Origin of the sequence: Pseudomonas sp. LF-5 (assembly GCF_037626295.1) — a bacterium.
Taxonomy (GTDB): Bacteria; Pseudomonadota; Gammaproteobacteria; order Pseudomonadales; family Pseudomonadaceae; genus Aquipseudomonas; species Aquipseudomonas monsensis.
In genome coordinates, this window is record NZ_JARKMT010000006.1 from 294,625 (window position 1) to 313,496 (window position 18,872).

Here is an 18,872-nt window from a genome sequence, read left to right on the forward strand (position 1 = left end):
CAGACGACTCGGTCAGTCCCCTCTCCCTCTGGGAGAGGGTTAGGGTGAGGGGCTTTGCTTTTATGGCGCGGCGCGCAGGCGCTTGCCGATGACATCGAGCACATCGCAGCCGTCGCGCAAGGGGATTACGCAGAGCTGGGCGAAGTCGCTGAGGATGACGGAGTCGCATTCGACCGAGCCGCGCATGCACATGTTTTCCAGCACCTGGATCACGGCGCGCAGACGATGGTTGGCGGCGTCCATAAGGATGTCGAGAGGCACGTGGGTGTCGATGAACAGGGTGGGCATGTCGCTGCAATTGCCGGTGAGGGCCATGAAGCGGTTGTCGGGATGGGGAGTGATTTTTTCGTAGGGTGGATCGGGCTTAAGCATAGTCATATCAGTTGTACCTCAATAGGTTTAGAGAGGCTGCCAAATGACCTTCCTACAGGTTTGGGTGGCAGCCATACGCGGGAGTAGGAAACTGAGGAACCCACCAAACTCAGCTACGCCGAAGCGTTCCCGCGCACAGCCGCCGCAAAGATATCTGGGGCACGAATTAAGTGCCGCAATCAAACGACAGCGCTGATGCGCGGTGAATTTCTCAGGGTTCCTACACCCGTCACCACTCTCGCAGTGACAACGAAAAGACTATCCCTGCAACCCACCGCCCACCAGTTCATGAAAACCGCCGCAACTCGAAGGAATCGTCCGAGACCTTCGCCCCGAAAACTCACTCCGACTCTGCCAGCAAAAACGCCAGCAACGCCGATTGCGACGATTCTTCCGACATTGAAACCTGAAAAAACCACCTGATCTTGCAACGTAAAACCGCCTCTGGAAAGGCCTCGAAAAGTGTCGGATGTTCTTCACTCAACCACTGCAACGCATTGGCCGTTCGAACGTCATTGCCCTGCTGTGCCAGCACCGACTCCGGCACCTGCCACCACGGCAATGTCCGCCCCGCCACTTGCGCCCTGCCGCCGATTTCCAGCGCCTGCCCATTGATCAAACACCGCCCGATCAACGGGAACAGCTGCGCCGCATCCACTTCATTGGCCAGCAGAATCGGCAACAGAAACCGCCCGTCCCAGAAACGGAAAAACACCGTTTTGCCACTCGGCATCAGCACTTGGGTCAGGCTGCGAAAGTGCGCCACCACCTCCTCAAGACTCGCCGAAGAAACCGCCAACCATCCCCAATCCCGCGACTCGGTGGTGGCGACCCAATGCAGAAACTCACTGTCGGCGGCGACAATTCCCACGTAAGGCATCACCGCATCCCACTCGGCATAGATCGTCTCGGCCCAGATCGGACTCGCCGCTTCTGGCCAAGCCTTGAGCGGCTTCGCCTCGCTGGCACTGCTGAACACCGCGAACAATTGCTCGGATGCGCTCAACGGTTCACGCGCCAGCCAATCGGCAGGCAAGAGGAAATCAGGCTGCACAGAGACCGTCCTTGCAACGCTCACACTCTTCGCAGAATGGCGCATCACCTTTAAAACTCATGATTTGTGCGGCAGTGAGCATGGCTGCCGGCGCGGCGGCCAGTTTCTCCGGCAAACCCGGCGCCACCGGTGCGGCACTCATCGCCGCCATCGGTGCGCCGCCCACGACAATCGGCACGCTGCTGAAAATGCCGCCGGGGCCGATGTTGATCCATTGCCCGCCGGCCTGAATCGTCGCGCTGGCACCACCGTCGATCACCACTTGCTGACCGGCGCTGACGTGGAACTGCTGGCTGGCACTGGTCGCCTGATTGGCCACCTTGATATGGCGGCTGCCGGTGACGCTCAAATGATCGTCCTGCTTCACTTCGGTCTGGCGCTGGCCGTGGGTGATGCGCTGCTCATCCGCCTTCAACTCATGGCGGGCGGTGCCGGTGACGACAATGCTGCGCTGGTTATCGACCTGCACCTGTTGATCATTCAACACATGCTGCGTCCAATTGCGCTGGGCGCGCAGGTAGATCTCCTCGGCGCCTTTTTTATCTTCAATGCGCAGTTCGTTGTAGCCACCGCCACCGGGGGTGCTCTGGCTGCGGAAAACACTGCGGGTCTTGTCCGCCGGCAGATCCAGCGGCACCGGCGTCGCGGCGTTTGGCAGGCAGCCCACGACCAAGGGCTTGTCGGCATCGGCATCAATGAAGCCGACCAGCACTTCCATGCCGACGCGCGGAATCAGCACGCTGCCGTAACGATCATGGGCCCAACCGGTGGCGACGCGCAGCCAGCAACTGGAATGCTCGTTCAATTCACCGTCGCGATCCCAGGCCAGTTGCACCTTGACCCGACCGTACTCGTCGCAGTGGATTTCCGTGTCTTTCGGCCCCGTGACAACGGCGGGTTGATAACCGAGCATCCGGGGTTTTTCCGGGCCAAGCGCCGGGCGGAAGAACACATCCCACGGCGTAGCGAGAAAGGTATTACGGTAGCCCTGGAAGGATTCGCCATCGCTGGTTACCGATTCCTCCAGCACTTGCGGCTGTCGCCCACGGTGCTGGATCGCGGTCAGCAGCCAAAGGTCATTCCAGCTCTGACGTGGGTGCTCGCTGAGGTGCAGGAAATGTCCGCAAACCAGTGCGGATTCATCACTGATGCCCTCGGCCTGACGGTAGTCGGCGACATGCCTTTCAAGCGCCCGCTGGGCCAGGTGTTTGCCGGTTTCACGATTATCGAATTGCCCGGGAAAGTGGTAGTCCTCGAGCACCGGGCGTTGCTCGCCGTCGATGCGACTCTCCAGCTGCAGGCGCGGCTTTTCGAAGTTGTAGTCACGCCGGGTGACCACGCTGGTACGGGTTTCCACACGCACATTGAAGCGCTTGATCGCCGGCGCCCCGGCAGACATGCCGCTACCGGGCAGATAAAGCGTTGACTCGGCCAATCGCGGGAATACGGTTTGATCGTCGCCGAACACCAACAGATGTCCGTCGAGGCTGTGCTGAAAGTGGTAATGAATGCCGACCTCGGCACACAGCCGCTGAATGAACGCCAGATCGCTTTCGGCGTACTGCACGCAATATTCACGCACCGGGTAATCGCTGCCGAGTCGAAACTCGAAAGCATCGCGCAGGATCGCGTGATCCTTGAGGATTTGCGTCACGATCTGCGGCACGCTCTGGTGCTGGAATACCCGCTGATTGATGCGATGCCCGAGGTACGTCAGACGCGGCACAAGGCTCAAGTGATAGCGCGTCAGACGTTTCCCGGAGTCGCCCTGCCCGACCTGATAAATCTGACCGTGGACACCGGCACCCTGAGCATCAAAACTCAGAAATGCCTGACAGTGCAGCAGGCTTTCGAGGTCCAGATCCGGCCGCTCGCTGACCAGTTCCAGTTCGAAGCGATAGGGTTGGCTGATGGCTTCCTTGCCCGTGAACTCAAGGACTTTGAGGTCATGTTGGGCACCTTCGAGGGTCAACGTGAAACGCGGTTGATTGGCAGGCGCGAACATCCGATGTCTCTCTGCAGAATGAAGGGCGGGCGATTCTGCATGAGGGGCAAGGGGTGATGAATGGGTGACCGGAAAATCAGATTTGCCCTACTTTCATTGATGAAAAGCCCTGCAAAAAGCGGCGCCTTCAACTACAGACAAACCCCCGAAACCCACCATAAAACCCTGTGGGAGCTGGCTTGCCAGCGATAGCGATGTGTCAGTTACTGAATGTTCTGAATGTGCCGCCCTCATCGCTGGCAAGCCAGCTCCCACAGGTTTCTTCAGCGTTGGCAAAAAATCACAGGCAATAAAAAACGGCCCGTCTCCTGTAGGAAACGGGCCGTTTTCCGGTGAGCCGAAGCTCAGCGCATCACTTGTTCAGGTGGAAATCTTTTTCCGCCGCTTCAAAGCGCTGCACCATGCCAGTGGTCGGCGAACCGAGCTTGCTGACGATGTAGATAGCCAGGCTGGCGAAGATGAAGCCCGGGATGATTTCGTACAGACCCAGCAGTTCGAAATGCTTCCAGACCACCACGGTGATCGCGCCGACCAGGATACCGGCCAGTGCGCCGTCGCGGGTCATGCCTTTCCAGACCACCGAGATCAGTACAACCGGACCGAACGCAGCACCGAAACCGGCCCAGGCGTAGGACACCAGGCCCAGCACGCGGTTTTCCGGGTTGGCGGCCAGGGCGATCGCGATCAGTGCAACCAACAGCACCATGGCGCGGCCGACCCAGACCAGTTCAACCTGGGAGGCGGATTTACGCAGGAAGGTTTTGTAGAAGTCTTCGGTCAGGGCGCTGGAGCACACCAGCAACTGGCAGCTCAGCGTGCTCATCACCGCGGCGAGAATTGCCGACAGCAGGACACCCGCCACCCATGGATTGAAGAGAATTTTCGCCAGCTCGATGAACACGCGCTCGTGGTTCTCGGTCACGGGACCGGCCACTTCCGGGTGTGCCGAGAAGTACGCGATACCAAAGAAGCCCACCGCCACGGTGCCGCCCAGGCACAGGATCATCCAGGTCATGGAGATGCGACGGGCGTTGGCAATCGATTTCACCGAATCCGCCGCCATGAAACGCGCCAGGATGTGCGGCTGACCGAAGTAGCCCAGACCCCAGCCCATCAGCGAGATGATGCCGATGAAACTGGTGCCCTTGAGCATGTCGAAGTTGCTTGGATCCTGAGCTTCAATGGCCAGAAACGTAGTGTCGACGCCGCCGGTAGCCAGCAGGACGATGATCGGCGTCAGCAGCAGGGCGAAAATCATCAGCGTGGCTTGTACGGTGTCAGTCCAGCTCACCGCGAGGAAACCGCCGATAAAGGTGTAAGCAATCGTCGCCGCAGCACCGGCCCACAGCGCCGTCTCGTAGGACATGCCGAAGGTGCTTTCGAACAGACGGGCGCCAGCCACGATGCCGGAAGCGCAGTAGATGGTGAAGAACACCAGAATCACGATCGCCGAGATGATCCGCAGCAGGCCGCTTTTGTCTTCAAAACGGCTGGCGAAGTAGTCTGGCAGAGTCAGGGCATCGCCGTTGTGCTCGGTCTGCACGCGCAGACGGCCGGCAACGAACAGCCAGTTCAGGTAGGCACCGATGACCAGACCGATGGCGATCCAGCTTTCGGAAAGACCGGACATGTAAATGGCGCCCGGCAGGCCCATCAACAACCAGCCGCTCATGTCGGAAGCACCGGCAGACAGAGCCGTCACGACGCTGCCCAGGCTACGACCGCCAAGAATGTAGTCAGAAAGGTTGTTGGTGGAGCGATAGGCCATCAGGCCGATCAGCACCATTGCTGCGATGTAGATCACGAACGTGATCAGGGTTGGATTGCTTACGCTCATTGAGTTACGCCCTGGCTTTGTTTTTATGTAGCGGCGGTGGTGAACCGCTCGCAAACGACGACGTTTGGCAGACGATCCGGGATCCCGCGCATTTAGGACTGATGTTTCCCCAGGAAAGCCATCAGCCGGTACACCGGGTTATTCCCGGTTGCACCTAGGGCGCGAATGCTATGCAACAAATCAAATAAGGTGCAACCAGTTTCGAGCGAATAAGTTGCACCTAGTCGGATTTATCGACAATCACCGCGTTTTTGCTCCCTTTTGTGGCAGTCATCACCGTTGGCTAGAAGCAAAAGCACCAAGCAGGAGCAGCACTTTCGTACCAGAAAATAATTCCTGACGAGCTGCCTATTATTCCGACAAAAAAAGGGTTGCACCCGGTTGCACCTCTTTCAGCGCGCGGCTAATCTTGCGGCCAGCTGATGCCACGCAACTGTGGCAACCATGAGGATAAAAATATGGCTACCACCACCCTTGGGGTCAAACTCGATGACCCGACCCGCGAACGCCTGAAGGCGGCCGCAACCTCGATTGATCGCACGCCGCACTGGCTGATCAAGCAGGCAATTTTCAATTACCTGGAAAAACTCGAGGGTGGTGCAACCCTGACCGAGCTGAACGGTTTGACCGCCAAGGACGCCGACGACGCCGGTGAAGTCCACACCGATCATGCCCACCAGTGCTTCCTCGAATTCGCCGAAAGCATCCTGCCGCAATCGGTACTCCGTGCTTCGATCACCGCTGCTTACCGTCGCCCTGAGCCGGAAGTGGTGCCGATGCTGATCGAGCAGGCGCGCCTGCCGGCACCGATGGCCGAAGCCACCAACAAACTTGCCGCGACCATCGCGGAAAAACTGCGTAACCAGAAAAGTGCCGGCGGTCGTGCAGGCATTGTTCAGGGCCTGCTGCAGGAGTTTTCCCTGTCGTCCCAGGAAGGCGTCGCCCTGATGTGCCTGGCTGAAGCGCTGCTGCGTATTCCGGACAAAGGCACTCGCGACGCACTGATCCGCGACAAGATCAGCACCGGCAACTGGCATCCGCATTTGGGCAACAGCCCGTCGCTGTTCGTCAACGCGGCAACCTGGGGTCTGCTGCTGACCGGCAAGCTTGTGTCCACCCATAACGAAGCCGGCCTGACCTCGTCGCTGAGCCGCATCATCGGCAAGAGCGGCGAGCCGATGATCCGCAAGGGCGTGGACATGGCCATGCGCCTGATGGGCGAGCAGTTCGTCACCGGCGAAACCATCGCCGAAGCGCTGGCCAACGCGAGCAAGTTCGAAGCCAAGGGTTTCCGTTATTCCTACGACATGCTCGGTGAAGCGGCCCTGACCGAACACGACGCACAGAAGTACCTGGCGTCGTACGAACAAGCCATTCACTCGATCGGCAAAGCCTCCCACGGTCGTGGGATTTATGAAGGTCCGGGCATTTCCATCAAGCTCTCGGCCCTGCACCCGCGTTACAGCCGTGCGCAGTACGAGCGCGTAATGGACGAGCTGTACCCGCGCCTGCTGTCGCTGACCCTGCTGGCCAAGCAATACGACATCGGCCTGAACATCGACGCCGAAGAAGCCGACCGTCTTGAACTGTCGCTGGATCTGCTCGAGCGTCTGTGCTTCGAGCCGCAACTGACCGGCTGGAACGGCATCGGTTTCGTCATCCAGGCGTACCAGAAACGTTGCCCGTACGTGATCGACTACGTGATCGACCTGGCCCGCCGCAGCCGTCATCGCCTGATGATCCGCCTGGTGAAAGGCGCGTACTGGGACAGCGAAATCAAACGCGCCCAGGTCGAAGGCCTGGAAGGCTATCCGGTCTACACCCGCAAGGTGTACACCGACGTTTCCTACATCGCTTGCGCACGCAAACTGCTGTCGGTGCCGGAAGTCATCTACCCGCAGTTCGCTACGCACAACGCCCACACCCTGTCGGCCATTTACCACATTGCCGGCCAGAACTATTACCCGGGCCAGTACGAATTCCAGTGCCTGCACGGCATGGGCGAACCGCTTTACGAGCAGGTTGTCGGCAAAGTTTCCGAAGGCAAGTTGAACCGTCCGTGCCGCGTGTACGCACCGGTCGGCACCCACGAAACCCTGCTGGCGTACCTCGTGCGTCGCCTGCTGGAAAACGGCGCGAACACCTCGTTCGTCAACCGCATTGCCGACCAGTCGATTTCGATTCAGGAACTGGTGGCCGATCCGGTGGCGCAGATCGAGCAGATGGCGACCGTGGAAGGTGGTTTCGGCCTGCCGCACCCGCGCATTCCGCTGCCGCGTGACCTGTACGGCGCCGAGCGCGCCAACTCCGCCGGCATCGACATGGCCAACGAACACCGTCTGGCCTCGCTGTCCTGCGCCCTGCTCGCCACCGCGCACAACAACTGGAAAGCCGCGCCGATGCTCGGTTGCGCCTCCAGCAACGAAGCGCCGGCACCGGTGCTGAACCCGGCGGATCACCGCGATGTGGTCGGACACGTGCAGGAAGCCACCGTCGAAGACGTCGACAACGCCATTCAATGTGCCCTGAATGCTGCGCCGATCTGGCAGGCCACGCCGCCCGCCGAACGGGCGGCAATTCTGGAACGTGCCGCTGACTTGATGGAAGGCGAAATCCAGCCACTGATGGGCCTGCTGGCCCGTGAAGCCGGCAAGACGTTCGCCAACGCCATCGCCGAAGTCCGTGAAGCGGTCGACTTCCTGCGTTATTACGCAGTGCAGGCACGCAACGATTTCAGCAACGACGCCCACCGCCCGTTGGGTCCGGTGGTGTGCATCAGCCCGTGGAACTTCCCGCTGGCGATCTTCAGCGGTCAGGTCGCTGCCGCGCTGGCTGCCGGTAACCCGGTACTGGCCAAACCGGCCGAACAAACCCCGCTGGTGGCTGCTCAGGCTGTGCGCCTGATGCTTGAGGCCGGCATCCCGGAAGGCGTACTGCAACTGTTGCCGGGTCGCGGTGAAACCGTCGGTGCCGGTCTGGTCGGTGACGAGCGCGTCAAAGGCGTGATGTTCACCGGTTCCACCGAAGTCGCGCGTCTGCTGCAACGCAACATTGCCGGTCGCCTCGACAACCAGGGCCGTCCGATTCCACTGATCGCCGAAACCGGCGGCCAGAACGCGATGATCGTCGACTCCTCGGCACTGACCGAACAGGTTGTGATCGACGTGGTGTCTTCGGCCTTCGACAGTGCTGGCCAGCGTTGCTCGGCCCTGCGTGTACTGTGCCTGCAGGAAGATTCCGCGGACCGTGTCATCGAAATGCTCAAAGGCGCGATGGCTGAAAGCCGTCTCGGCAACCCGGAGCGTCTGTCCGTGGATATCGGCCCGGTGATCGACGCCGAAGCCAAGGCTGGCATCGACAAGCACATCCAGGGCATGCGCGATAAAGGTCGCAACGTGTACCAGGTGGCAATTGCCGACAGCGAAGAAGTCAAACGCGGCACCTTCGTCATGCCGACCCTGATCGAGCTGGAAAGCTTCGACGAACTGCAACGCGAGATCTTCGGTCCGGTGCTGCACGTGGTGCGCTACAAGCGTAAAGAGATCGATCAACTGATCGGCCAGATCAACGCTTCCGGTTATGGCCTGACGCTGGGCGTGCACACGCGCATCGACGAGACCATCGCCAAGGTGATCGACAACGTCAACGCCGGTAACGTCTACGTCAACCGCAACATCGTCGGTGCCGTGGTCGGCGTGCAGCCGTTCGGCGGCGAAGGCCTGTCGGGTACTGGTCCGAAAGCCGGTGGCCCGCTGTACCTGTACCGCCTGCTGTCGACGCGTCCTGCCGACGCGATCGAACAATCCTTCGCTCGCGGTGATGCGGTCGTCGCCCCGGACGTGCGTCTGCGCGATGCCATGAGCAAGCCGCTGAACGCTCTGAAAGCCTGGGCCGAAAGCAACCAGTACGCCGACCTGAGCACCCTGTGCGTGCAGTACGCCGCCCAGTCGCAAAGCGGTATCACCCGCGTGCTGGCCGGCCCGACCGGCGAGAAGAACAGCTACGCGATCCTGCCGCGTGAGCACGTGCTCTGTCTGGCAGAAGTCGAAGGTGATCTGCTGACCCAACTGGCGGCGGTACTGGCGGTAGGTGGTTCGGCGGTATGGCCGGAGTCCGACATCAGCAAGGCCTTGTTCGCACGCCTGCCGAAGGATGTTCAGGCGCGGATCAAGCTGGTTTCCGACTGGAACAAGGACGAGGTGGTGTTTGATGCAGTTCTGCATCATGGCCATTCCGACCAGTTGCGCGGCGTTTGCCAGCAAATTGCCAAGCGGGCCGGTGCGATTGTGGGCGTTCAGGGCTTGTCCCAGGGCGAGACCAACATTGCCCTGGAGCGTCTGGTGATCGAGCGTGCGTTGAGTGTTAACACCGCTGCGGCGGGTGGTAACGCGAGCTTGATGACCATCGGTTAACACCCGATAAACCGGGCACCTGCATGGGTGTCCGGCATAGCAACAGTCCCTGTGGGAGCGAGCTTGCTCGCGAAAGCGGTTTGCCAGTCAACATGAACGTTGAATGTGCCGGCCTCTTCGCGAGCAAGCTCGCTCCCACAGTGTTTTGTGGTGTTTGTTAAGTCGGCGCGCGGCTCCAACATCACGCTTATCAATCATCCTGTTCAGTCTTTATCAGCACGCCTAGACTCGGCCCAAACCCCAATCTCAGGTAGGCCGCCATGTCCGAGACGCTGCTCAGTTCCCGCAATCTGGCTTTCGAGCTGTATGAAGTCCTCGATGCCGAGGGCCTGACCCGGCGTGAGCGGTTTGCCGAGCACAACCGCGAGACCTTCGACGCCGCCATCGGCACCGCGCGCAGCATCGCCGAGAAATTTTTCGCACCGCACAACCGCAAGGGCGACGAAAACGAGCCGCGCTACGAGAACGGCCAGGCGATTCTGATTCCGGAAGTCAAACCGGCGGTGGATGCCTTCCTCGAAGCCGGTTTCCTCAACGCCGCACGCAGCTTCGACGCCGGCGGCATGCAGTTACCTACGCTGCTTTCCCAAGCCTGCTTCGCGCATTTCCAGTCGGCCAACGCCGCGTCGACGTCGTATCCGTTCCTGACCATGGGCGCGGCCAATCTGATCGAAAGCTTCGGCACCGACGAGCAGAAACAGCGCTTTCTGCAACCGATGATCGACGGCCGCTTCTTCGGCACCATGGCGCTGACCGAACCCCACGCAGGCTCATCGCTGTCGGATATTCGTACCCGCGCCGAGCCGGCGTCCGACGGCACTTATCGCCTGAAGGGCAACAAGATCTTCATTTCCGGCGGCGATCACCCGCTGTCGGAGAACATCGTGCACATGGTGCTGGCGAAATTGCCGGACGCGCCGCCGGGGGTGAAAGGCATATCGCTGTTCATCGTGCCGAAGTTTCTGGTCAACGATGACGGCAGCCTCGGTCAGCGTAATGACGTGCTGCTGGCCGGGCTGTTTCACAAGATGGGTTGGCGCGGCACTACTTCGACCGCGCTGAACTTCGGCGATAACGGTGAGTGTGTCGGTTATCTGGTGGGCAAAGCGCATCACGGTTTGAGCTATATGTTCCAGATGATGAACGAAGCGCGGATTGGCGTCGGCATGGGCGCAGTGATGCTCGGTTACGCCGGTTACCTGTACTCGCTGGAGTACGCCCGCGAGCGCCCGCAAGGCCGGGTGCCGGACAGCAAGGACCCGACCACCGCGCCAGTGGCGATCATTCAGCATGCGGATGTCAGACGCATGCTGCTGACACAGAAATCCTACGTCGAAGGCGCCTTTGACCTCGGTCTGTACGCGGCGCGGCTGTTCGATGACACCACCACACTGGAAAGCGAAGCCGAGCGCAAACAGGCCCATGAGCTGCTGGACCTGCTGACGCCAATCGTCAAATCCTGGCCGTCGGAGTTCTGCCTCAAGGCCAACGAACTGGCGATCCAGATCCTTGGCGGCCACGGCTACACCCGTGAATACCCGGTGGAGCAGTATTACCGCGACAACCGCTTGAACCCGATTCACGAAGGCACCCACGGCATTCAGTCGCTGGACTTGCTCGGGCGCAAACTGGCGCAGAACGGTGGCGCGGGGCTCAAACAATTGATCCGGTTGATCGCCGACACTTCCGAGCGCGCCACCGCGTACGAATCGTTAACCGCATTGCGTGAGCCGCTGGAGAAACTGGTCGCGCGCCTGCAAGGGGTGACCATCGGTTTGCTGACTGATCTGGCGCAAGGCAAGGTCAACAGCAGCCTGGCCAATTCGGCGCTGTACCTGAAGGTGTTCGGGCATACGGTGATCGGCTGGCGCTGGCTGGAGCAGGCGATTCGCGCCGAGGAAGGCCTGGCCAAGGGCAATGCAACGGATGCCGACTTCTATAAGGGCAAGTTGCAGGCGGCGCGGTATTTCCTGACGTGGGAAGTGCCGGGTTGCCACCATGAACTGACGTTGCTGGAGGCGCGGGATGAGACGTGTCTGGCGATGCAGGATGCGTGGTTCTGAAAGCCAACCCTCACCCCAGCCCTCTCCCGGAGGGAGATAGGGCCGACCGAGGTGTCTGGCGCTATACGTCGACCTGAAAAGTCCAGTCGATTATGGATTCATCGCAACATTTCCAGGTCGGCGTATTTCTCAAGCATCCCAAATTCAGTCCCCTATCCCGGAGGTAGATAGGGCCGACCGAGGTGTCTGGCGCTATACATCGACCTGAAAAATCCAGTCGATTATGGATTCGGTGTAGCCCTTTCAGGTCGGCGTACTTCTCAAGCATCCCGCATTCAGTCCCCTCTCCCGGAGGAAGAGGGGTCGAACGAGGTGTCTGGCGCTATACATCGACCTGAAAAATCCAGTCGATTATGGATTCATCACAGCATTTTCAGGTCGGTGTCTTTCTCAAGCATCCCAAATTCGTCCCCTCTCCCGGAGGGAGAGGGGGCCGACCGAGGTGTCTGGCGCTATACATCGACCTGAAAAATCCAGTCGATTATGGATTCGGTGTAGCCCTTTCAGGTCGGCGTATTTCTCAAGTATCCCGCATTCAGTCCCCTCTCCCCCCGGGAGAGGGCTAGGGTGAGGGGCTTTTCAAGCTCAGCACTCAACTCAGCTTGAACCCACCCATCTGCCGCGCCAGATCATCCGCCAGTTTCTGCAGCATCTGACAATCCTCGCGACAGGCCCGAACCTCCCCCGCCGTGGCCCGCGCCAGATCAGAAATCCCCTGCACATTGCGGTTGATCTCCTCCGTCACCGCCGACTGCTCTTCCGTCGCCGTCGCCACTTGATGGTTCATGTCGCTGATGCGCTCAACCTGCCCGGTAATCGCGGTCAACGACGCGCCGGTACGCTGGCTCGACTCAACCCCGGTGCCGGTTGCAGCTTGCCCGGTGCGCATCGACGACACGGCATTTTCCGCGCCTTGCTTGAGGCTGCCGATCATCTGCTGAATCTCGTCCGTGGACGCTTGAGTGCGTCGCGCCAAGGTGCGCACTTCATCAGCGACAACCGCAAAGCCACGGCCCATATCCCCGGCCCGCGCCGCTTCGATGGCGGCATTGAGTGCCAGCAGGTTGGTCTGCTCGGACACCCCGCGAATCACCGCCAGCACCGAGTCGATAGACGCCACTTGCTGCGCCAGCTCCCCTACCGCACCGGCGGCCACGCCAATCTCATCGGACATGCTTTCGATATGGCGGATCGAGCCGCCGACTACTTCCCGCGCCTGCAGGGCTTCATCCCGTGCGGTTTGCGAGGCCAGCGCGGCGTTGCCGGCGTTCTGCGCGATCTCCTGCACGGTCAGGCCCATTTCATGAACGGCGGTGGCGACCATGTCGGTCATCTCCTGCTGACGACCAGAGCGCTCGGCGGTGTTATCCACAACCTTGGCCACTTGGCCGACAGCCGTGCGCAAACGCTCACTGGTGGCCAACACTTCGCCAATCATTGCGCGCTGGCTGTCGAGGAATCGGTTGAAGCCCCGAGCCAGATCGCCCAACTCGTCGGCGCGACTGGAATCTAACCGGTGGGTCAAATCTCCACCACCGCTACCGATTGCTACCAGCGCGGCTGTTACTTGGCGAATCGGTCGCACCAAACCTTGCGCCAACCACACCACCAAAGCGAGGCATACCAGTGCCACCGCCAGACCGATGCCGCCGCTCATCCACATGGCTTTGCGCGCCTCGGCATAGATCTGCGATTGCGGCACTTCGGCCACCAGGGTCCAGCCCAGATCACGCAGAGGCAGGCTGAAGGCGAGGAAGTCTTCGCCGTCTCTTTGGAAGCCGCTGCTCACGGCAGCTTTTTGCCCCATGACGGCTTGTGCCGCCGAAGCACCGATCTGCTCCGAGAGGGTGCGCTTGCCACTGAACTGCGCTTCAGGATGCACCTGGATCAAACCGTCGGAACGCACGAGATAGACCTTGCCGCGCTCACCAAAGCTGAAATTGTGGATCAGCTCCGACAGCTCTTTCATGCTCAAACCAAGCCCGGCCACGCCGACCACTTTGCCGGCCTGCTCGACCTTCAAGTCGATGAACAGCGCCAATTCTCCGGTGGCGCCATCGTTGTCGATATTCAGGGTGCGCGGCTGATGGCTGTCGAGGAAGGAATAGAACCAGGCATCGGCCGGTTTGGCGCGACTGAGGGTGCGGTCCAGGCCTTTTTCGGTGATGTAGTGATTGGATTCGGTGCCGATGATCAGCGCGGTGAAAGCCTTGTGTTCGGCGCGGATGCCTTCCAGATACTGCGCGAAGGCCGCCGTTTTGCCGCTGTCTTCACCCGAGGCCAGCCAGTCGCGGACCATCGTGTTGCTGGCGATGTCTTTGGCGGCGGTCAGCGGCTGGACGAGGATGCGCTCAATATCGTTGCGCGTCGCTTCGATGCTCGACGGCAGCGCTTGTTCGACCAGATAGCTCTGGGCGAGGCGGTTGACCACCAGGGTATAAATGCCAACCACGATCAGGATACTGACCAGCAGGGCGGTGCCCATGCTGAGAATCAGCTGCCATTGAATACTGCGTCGCCACAACTGCATGGAGCACCCCCAAAGAATAAGTGGCCGAAACAATGCAACAGCCGTGCCGATTGTATACAACCATATCGACAATCTATTCTTTGGTTGTGCGCAACTCCATCAGCCCTGATTGATGGTCTTGGCGATGGTTTCGACCGTGGCGCTGACTTGCTCTTGGTAACGGTCGAGTTCTTCCTGGTGCTGCTTCTTCATTTCGATCTGCTGCGAGCACAGATTCATCGCCGCCAGCACCAGCAAGCGGTCACCGATCAGCGTCGGGTATTTGCGCTTGGTGTCGTCCAGCGCAGCCTTGAGCATCATGGCCGCGTCCAGCAGGGTCTGTTCTTCCCCGGCCGGTGCCTTGATCGAGTAGTCCTCCCCGAGAATGGAGATGACCTTTACCCCTGCTGTGCCGTAATTCATGCGCTGACAGGACCTGCGTTGACGCGATCAACCAGGGCCTGGATGCGCGCTGCGGTGGCGCCGTGTTTCTCTTCCTGCTCCATCAGGTTCAGTTGCAGGCTTTCGTTTTCATCCTTGGCCTGAGCCAGTTCCGCAGACAGGGTCTGGTTGGTTTCCAGCAGAGTCTGGTTCTGTTGCACCAGGTCGCTGACGAGCTGTTCCAATTGGCTGAGGGATGCTTCCAACATTTTGATCTTCCAGGCGTTTTTCAAAGGGCGCGTACGATAAAGAAAAGTCATCACGGATGCCAGGGTTAAACCGGCGCAAGGCCTTGATTTTCCTGGCGGCCGACCGTTCTCGCGAGTTTAAAAGACTGTGATCTGCCGATCTGGTTCCTGCACTTCGTCGCTCAACCCCCTATGCGACAAATACGCGCAGCGCCTCAAGACTTTAGTCGTATGACCGATAAGTCATCCATACAGCCGTCTCAGCCCGCATGGATGCGGCCCTCCTCTGGTATCCGCCCCATGTCCCTTCGCAATATGAATATCGCCCCACGGGCGTTCACCGGCTTCGCCCTGATCGGCGGCCTGATGCTGATTCTGGGTGTGTTCGCCTTGAACCAGATGAGCAAAATACGCGCAGCGGGCCAAGAAATTGCCACTGCCAGCGTGCCGTCCATCAAGGCCCTCGACGAGTTCACTCAACTGACCCTGCGCCTGCGGGTGCTGTCCTACCGGTTGCTGATCAACCGCGAACCGGACGTGCAGCAAAAAACCATCGAGCTGTTCGAGTTGCGCAACAAGCAGATCGCCGACGCCCAGCGCGCCTACGAACCGTTGATCAATGGCCCGCAAGAGCGTGCGGCCTACGATCAGTACGTGCAGCTTCTGGCCCAGTACCGCCAACTCGAAGAGCGGATGAAAAGCCTGTCGCGCAACAATCAGGTCGATGAACTGCGGCAGATGCTCAACGCGGATTTGCTGAGTAACTCGGAAGCGGTGAACACCGCACTGGCGCGCCTGCTGGAGATCAACACCCAGCAAATCGCCGAAACTGATCAAGGCGCAGCCGATCAGTACGCGATATCGTTCAACCTGGTCGTGACCCTGTTGCTGATCGCCACCGGCCTGACCTTCCTGTTCGCCTGGTTGCTGACCGTCAGCATCACCAAGCCGATTGCCAAGGCACTCGACGCAGCGGAAACCATCGCCGAAGGCAACCTGACCCAGCCGATCCACGTTGACGGCAACGACGAAGCCGGCCGCTTGCTGGCGGCGATGGCCAAGATGCAATCGAAGCTGCGCGACACCCTGCAGCGGATTTCCGGCTCGGCCACGCAACTGGCGTCCGCTGCCGAAGAGCTGAACAGCGTCACCGACGAAAGCGCCCGTGGCCTGACCCAGCAGAACAACGAAATCGAACAGGCCGCCACGGCGGTCAACGAAATGACCAGCGCCGTTGAAGAAGTCGCACGCAACGCGGTCAGCACGTCGGAAGCGTCGAAAAACGCCACCACGTCCGCCGGCGACGGTCGCGACCTGGTGCAGGAAACCGTCAGCGCCATCGAACGCATGAGCGCCGATGTGCAGAGCACGGCGACCCTGATCGGTGATCTGGCCAACGAATCCCGTGACATCGGCAAGGTCCTGGACGTTATTCGTGGCTTGGCCGACCAGACCAACCTGTTGGCACTGAACGCTGCCATTGAAGCGGCACGCGCCGGTGAAGCCGGCCGTGGTTTTGCGGTAGTCGCCGATGAGGTGCGTGCTCTGGCCCATCGCACCCAACAGTCGACCAGCGAAATCGAGCGGATGATCGGCAGCATTCAGAGCGGCACCGAACACGCGGTGGACTCGATGCGCAACAGCACCGAACGCGCCGAGTCGACACTGAACATCGCCCGGGGCGCCGGGATGTCGCTGGACACCATCAACACCGCAATCGTCGAGATCAACGAGCGCAACCTGGTGATCGCCAGCGCCGCCGAAGAGCAGGCACAAGTGGCCCGCGAGGTGGATCGCAACCTGGTGAACATCCGCGACCTGTCGGTGCAATCGGCCACCGGCGCGAATCAGACCAGTGCGGCGAGCAACGAGCTGTCGCGTCTGGCGCTGGATTTGAACAACATGGTTGGGCGGTTCAGCCTCTGATTCACTCGATCAAAAGCAAAAGCACCCTCACCCCAGCCCTCTCCCAGAGGGAGAGGGAGCAGATCTGTGTGCTTTTCAAACCTGAGTTCGACTCAGAATTTTCAGGTCGATGGACCTCGCCCAGACACTTCGATCAGTCCCCTCTCCCCCCGGGAGAGGGCTAGGGTGAGGGCAGCCATCGCCAGCCGAACCCAAACCTCGAATCCCCCAGCGTAAAAAGCTTTTTGACAGCATCACATTTCAACAGGTTAGAATCGCTGGCACGCAGACTGCATGGTCAGTTTGTGCCCGTCTTTACGCTTCTGGAGTACTGCCTTTGAATGCGACGACCATCAACAGCCTGTTCTTGATCGGCGCGTTGCTGGTAGGTGCAAGCATTCTTGTCAGTTCCCTGTCTTCGCGTCTCGGCATTCCGATTCTGGTCATCATTCTTGCGGTCGGCATGGCCGCCGGGGTCGATGGCGGCGGGATCATTTTCGATAACTACCCGACCGCCTATCTGGTCGGCAACCTCGCCCTGGCAGTGATCCTGCTCGACGGTGGTTTGCGCACCCGGGTTTCAAGTTTCCGTGTGGCCTTGTGGCCGGCGCTGTCGCTGGCCACGGTCGGGGTATTGATCACCACCGGGCTGACCGGCATGGCGGCGGCGTGGCTGTTCGACCTCAATCTGATTCAAGGCCTGCTGATCGGCGCCATCGTCGGCTCCACGGACGCCGCAGCGGTGTTCTCGCTGCTCGGCGGCAAGGGACTCAACGAACGGGTGACCGCGAGCCTGGAAATCGAGTCCGGCAGCAACGACCCGATGGCGGTGTTCCTCACCGTGACCCTGATCGACATGCTCGCCAGCGGCCAGACCGGCCTGCACTGGAGCCTGTTGACCCACCTGATCCGCGAGTTCGGCATCGGTGGCGTGATCGGCCTCGGTGGCGGCTGGCTGATGTTGCAACTGGTCAACCGGATCAACCTCGCCACCGGCCTGTACCCGATTCTGGTGATCGCTGGCGGTCTGGTGGTGTTCGCACTGACCAACGCCCTGCATGGCAGCGGCTTCCTCGCTGTTTATCTGTGTGGCCTGGTGATCGGCAACCGCCCGGTGCGCAGCCGTCACGGCATTCTGCACATGCTCGACGGCATGGCGTGGCTGGCGCAGATCGGCATGTTCCTCGTGCTGGGGCTGCTGGTCACGCCGCATGATTTACTGCCGATCGCCCTGCCGGCGCTGGGTCTGGCGCTGTGGATGATTCTGTTCGCCCGGCCGCTGTCGGTGGTCGTCGGCCTGCTGCCGTTCAAGGCGTTCCACGGCCGCGAGAAAGCCTTTATTTCCTGGGTCGGCCTGCGCGGCGCGGTGCCGATCATTCTCGCGGTGTTCCCGTTGATGGCCGGGCTGCCGAACGCGCAGTTGTACTTCAACCTCGCGTTTTTCATCGTGCTGGTGTCGCTGCTGGTGCAGGGCACGAGCCTGCCGTGGGTGGCCAAGCTGTTGAAGGTGACGGTACCGCCGGAGCCGGCGCCGATCTCGCGTTCCGCACTGGAGGTGCACATCACCAGCGAGTGGGAGCTGTTCGTTTACAAGCTCGGCGCCGAGAAATGGTGCATCGGTTCGCCCCTGCGTGAACTGAAAATGCCCGAAGGCACACGTATCGCCGCCCTGTTTCGTGGCCAGCAACTGCTCCATCCGTCGGGTAGCACGGTGCTGGAAGTCGATGATTTGTTGTGTGTTATCGGCCATGAACACAACTTGCCGGCCCTCGGCAAACTGTTCAGCCAGGCACCGCAACGCGGTCTGGACCTGCGCTTCTTCGGCGACTTTGTACTCGAAGGAGACGCCCAGCTTAAAGCGGTTGCAGCGCTTTACGGGTTGCCGGCCGACGGCATCGATCCGGACATGACCCTCGGTGCGTTCATTGCCCACAAGGTTGGTGGTGCACCAATCGTCGGCGACCAGGTGGAGTGGAACAACACTCACTGGACGGTCGCGGTCATGGACGGGAACAAGATCGGCAAAGTGGGCGTCAGATTCCCCGAAGGAAGTCGCCCGGGTCCCGGTCTCTTCCTCTAAACTGCG

10 protein-coding genes and 3 pseudogenes are annotated in these 18,872 nt (G+C 60.4%); 5 read left to right on the forward strand and 8 right to left on the reverse strand.

Annotated elements, in window-relative coordinates; genetic code table 11:
* Positions 1–60: 60 nt before the first annotated feature.
* From PseuLF5_RS19320 to putP, 4 genes are all read right to left on the reverse strand, one after another.
* Positions 61–378 (reverse strand): hypothetical protein, encoded by a 318-nt coding sequence (locus PseuLF5_RS19320; RefSeq protein ID WP_340134343.1) that lies wholly within the window; start codon positions 376–378, stop codon positions 61–63.
* A gap of 334 nt (positions 379–712) precedes the next feature.
* The gene (locus tag PseuLF5_RS19325; RefSeq protein ID WP_340134345.1) at positions 713–1,426 is read right to left on the reverse strand and encodes a DUF4123 domain-containing protein; all 714 of its coding nucleotides are present in this window, start codon (positions 1,424–1,426) and stop codon (positions 713–715) included.
* Entirely contained in the window at positions 1,416–3,431 is a 2,016-nt protein-coding gene (locus tag PseuLF5_RS19330) for a type VI secretion system Vgr family protein (RefSeq protein WP_340134347.1), read from the reverse strand. The genes PseuLF5_RS19325 and PseuLF5_RS19330 overlap by 11 nt, the downstream gene beginning before the upstream one ends.
* 352 nt (positions 3,432–3,783) lie before the next feature.
* Positions 3,784–5,268, reverse strand: coding sequence for a sodium/proline symporter PutP (putP, locus tag PseuLF5_RS19335; RefSeq protein WP_340134349.1), 1,485 nt, complete (start codon positions 5,266–5,268; stop codon positions 3,784–3,786).
* Positions 5,269–5,726: 458 nt separating this feature from the next.
* Here putP and putA point away from each other — a divergent pair, with 458 nt between their 5' ends.
* Both putA and PseuLF5_RS19345 read left to right on the forward strand, forming a co-directional pair.
* Positions 5,727–9,680, forward strand: coding sequence for a trifunctional transcriptional regulator/proline dehydrogenase/L-glutamate gamma-semialdehyde dehydrogenase (putA, locus tag PseuLF5_RS19340; RefSeq protein WP_123470790.1), 3,954 nt, complete (start codon positions 5,727–5,729; stop codon positions 9,678–9,680).
* Between the two features lie 260 nt (positions 9,681–9,940).
* Positions 9,941–11,743 (forward strand): acyl-CoA dehydrogenase, encoded by a 1,803-nt coding sequence (locus PseuLF5_RS19345; protein WP_340134352.1) that lies wholly within the window; start codon positions 9,941–9,943, stop codon positions 11,741–11,743.
* Positions 11,744–12,335: 592 nt separating this feature from the next.
* Here PseuLF5_RS19345 and PseuLF5_RS28250 read toward each other — a convergent pair.
* The 4 genes and pseudogenes from PseuLF5_RS28250 to PseuLF5_RS19360 form a co-directional block, all read right to left on the reverse strand.
* Complete coding sequence (locus tag PseuLF5_RS28250; protein WP_411353407.1) at positions 12,336–13,181, reverse strand: methyl-accepting chemotaxis protein; 846 nt, start codon at positions 13,179–13,181, stop codon at positions 12,336–12,338.
* Positions 13,182–13,202: 21 nt separating this feature from the next.
* Positions 13,203–14,273, reverse strand: a pseudogene (locus tag PseuLF5_RS28255) (HAMP domain-containing protein); the annotation flags it as partial.
* 99 nt (positions 14,274–14,372) lie between these two features.
* Positions 14,373–14,675, reverse strand: a complete 303-nt coding sequence (locus PseuLF5_RS19355) for a cell division protein ZapA (RefSeq protein WP_123470784.1) — start codon at positions 14,673–14,675, stop codon at positions 14,373–14,375.
* Positions 14,672–14,902 (reverse strand): hypothetical protein, encoded by a 231-nt coding sequence (locus PseuLF5_RS19360; protein WP_123471165.1) that lies wholly within the window; start codon positions 14,900–14,902, stop codon positions 14,672–14,674. Before PseuLF5_RS19360 ends, PseuLF5_RS19355 begins: the two co-directional genes overlap by 4 nt.
* Positions 14,903–15,247: 345 nt before the next feature.
* On the opposite strand from PseuLF5_RS19360, the pseudogene PseuLF5_RS28260 reads away from it, so the two are divergent.
* The 3 genes and pseudogenes from PseuLF5_RS28260 to PseuLF5_RS19370 all read left to right on the forward strand — a co-directional run.
* Positions 15,248–15,904 (forward strand): annotated as a pseudogene (locus tag PseuLF5_RS28260) (MCP four helix bundle domain-containing protein); the annotation flags it as partial.
* 303 nt (positions 15,905–16,207) lie between these two features.
* Positions 16,208–16,807, forward strand: a pseudogene (locus PseuLF5_RS28265) (methyl-accepting chemotaxis protein); the annotation flags it as partial.
* Positions 16,808–17,123: 316 nt separating this feature from the next.
* Complete coding sequence (locus PseuLF5_RS19370) at positions 17,124–18,866, forward strand: potassium/proton antiporter (RefSeq protein ID WP_123470781.1); 1,743 nt, start codon at positions 17,124–17,126, stop codon at positions 18,864–18,866.
* Positions 18,867–18,872: the final 6 nt, after the last annotated feature.

Bases quoted from the DNA above. Each gene is read 5' to 3' on its own strand.
- PseuLF5_RS19320 (WP_340134343.1), bottom strand. From the start codon at position 378: ATGACTATGCTTAAGCCCGATCCACCCTACGAAAAAATCACTCCCCAT.
- PseuLF5_RS19330 (WP_340134347.1), bottom strand. From the start codon at position 3,431: ATGTTCGCGCCTGCCAATCAACCGCGTTTCACGTTGACCCTCGAAGGT.
- putP (WP_340134349.1), bottom strand. From the start codon at position 5,268: ATGAGCGTAAGCAATCCAACCCTGATCACGTTCGTGATCTACATCGCA.
- putA (WP_123470790.1), top strand. From the start codon at position 5,727: ATGGCTACCACCACCCTTGGGGTCAAACTCGATGACCCGACCCGCGAA.
- PseuLF5_RS19345 (WP_340134352.1), top strand. From the start codon at position 9,941: ATGTCCGAGACGCTGCTCAGTTCCCGCAATCTGGCTTTCGAGCTGTAT.
- PseuLF5_RS28250 (WP_411353407.1), bottom strand. From the start codon at position 13,181: ATGATTGGCGAAGTGTTGGCCACCAGTGAGCGTTTGCGCACGGCTGTC.
- PseuLF5_RS19355 (WP_123470784.1), bottom strand. From the start codon at position 14,675: ATGAATTACGGCACAGCAGGGGTAAAGGTCATCTCCATTCTCGGGGAG.
- PseuLF5_RS19360 (WP_123471165.1), bottom strand. From the start codon at position 14,902: ATGTTGGAAGCATCCCTCAGCCAATTGGAACAGCTCGTCAGCGACCTG.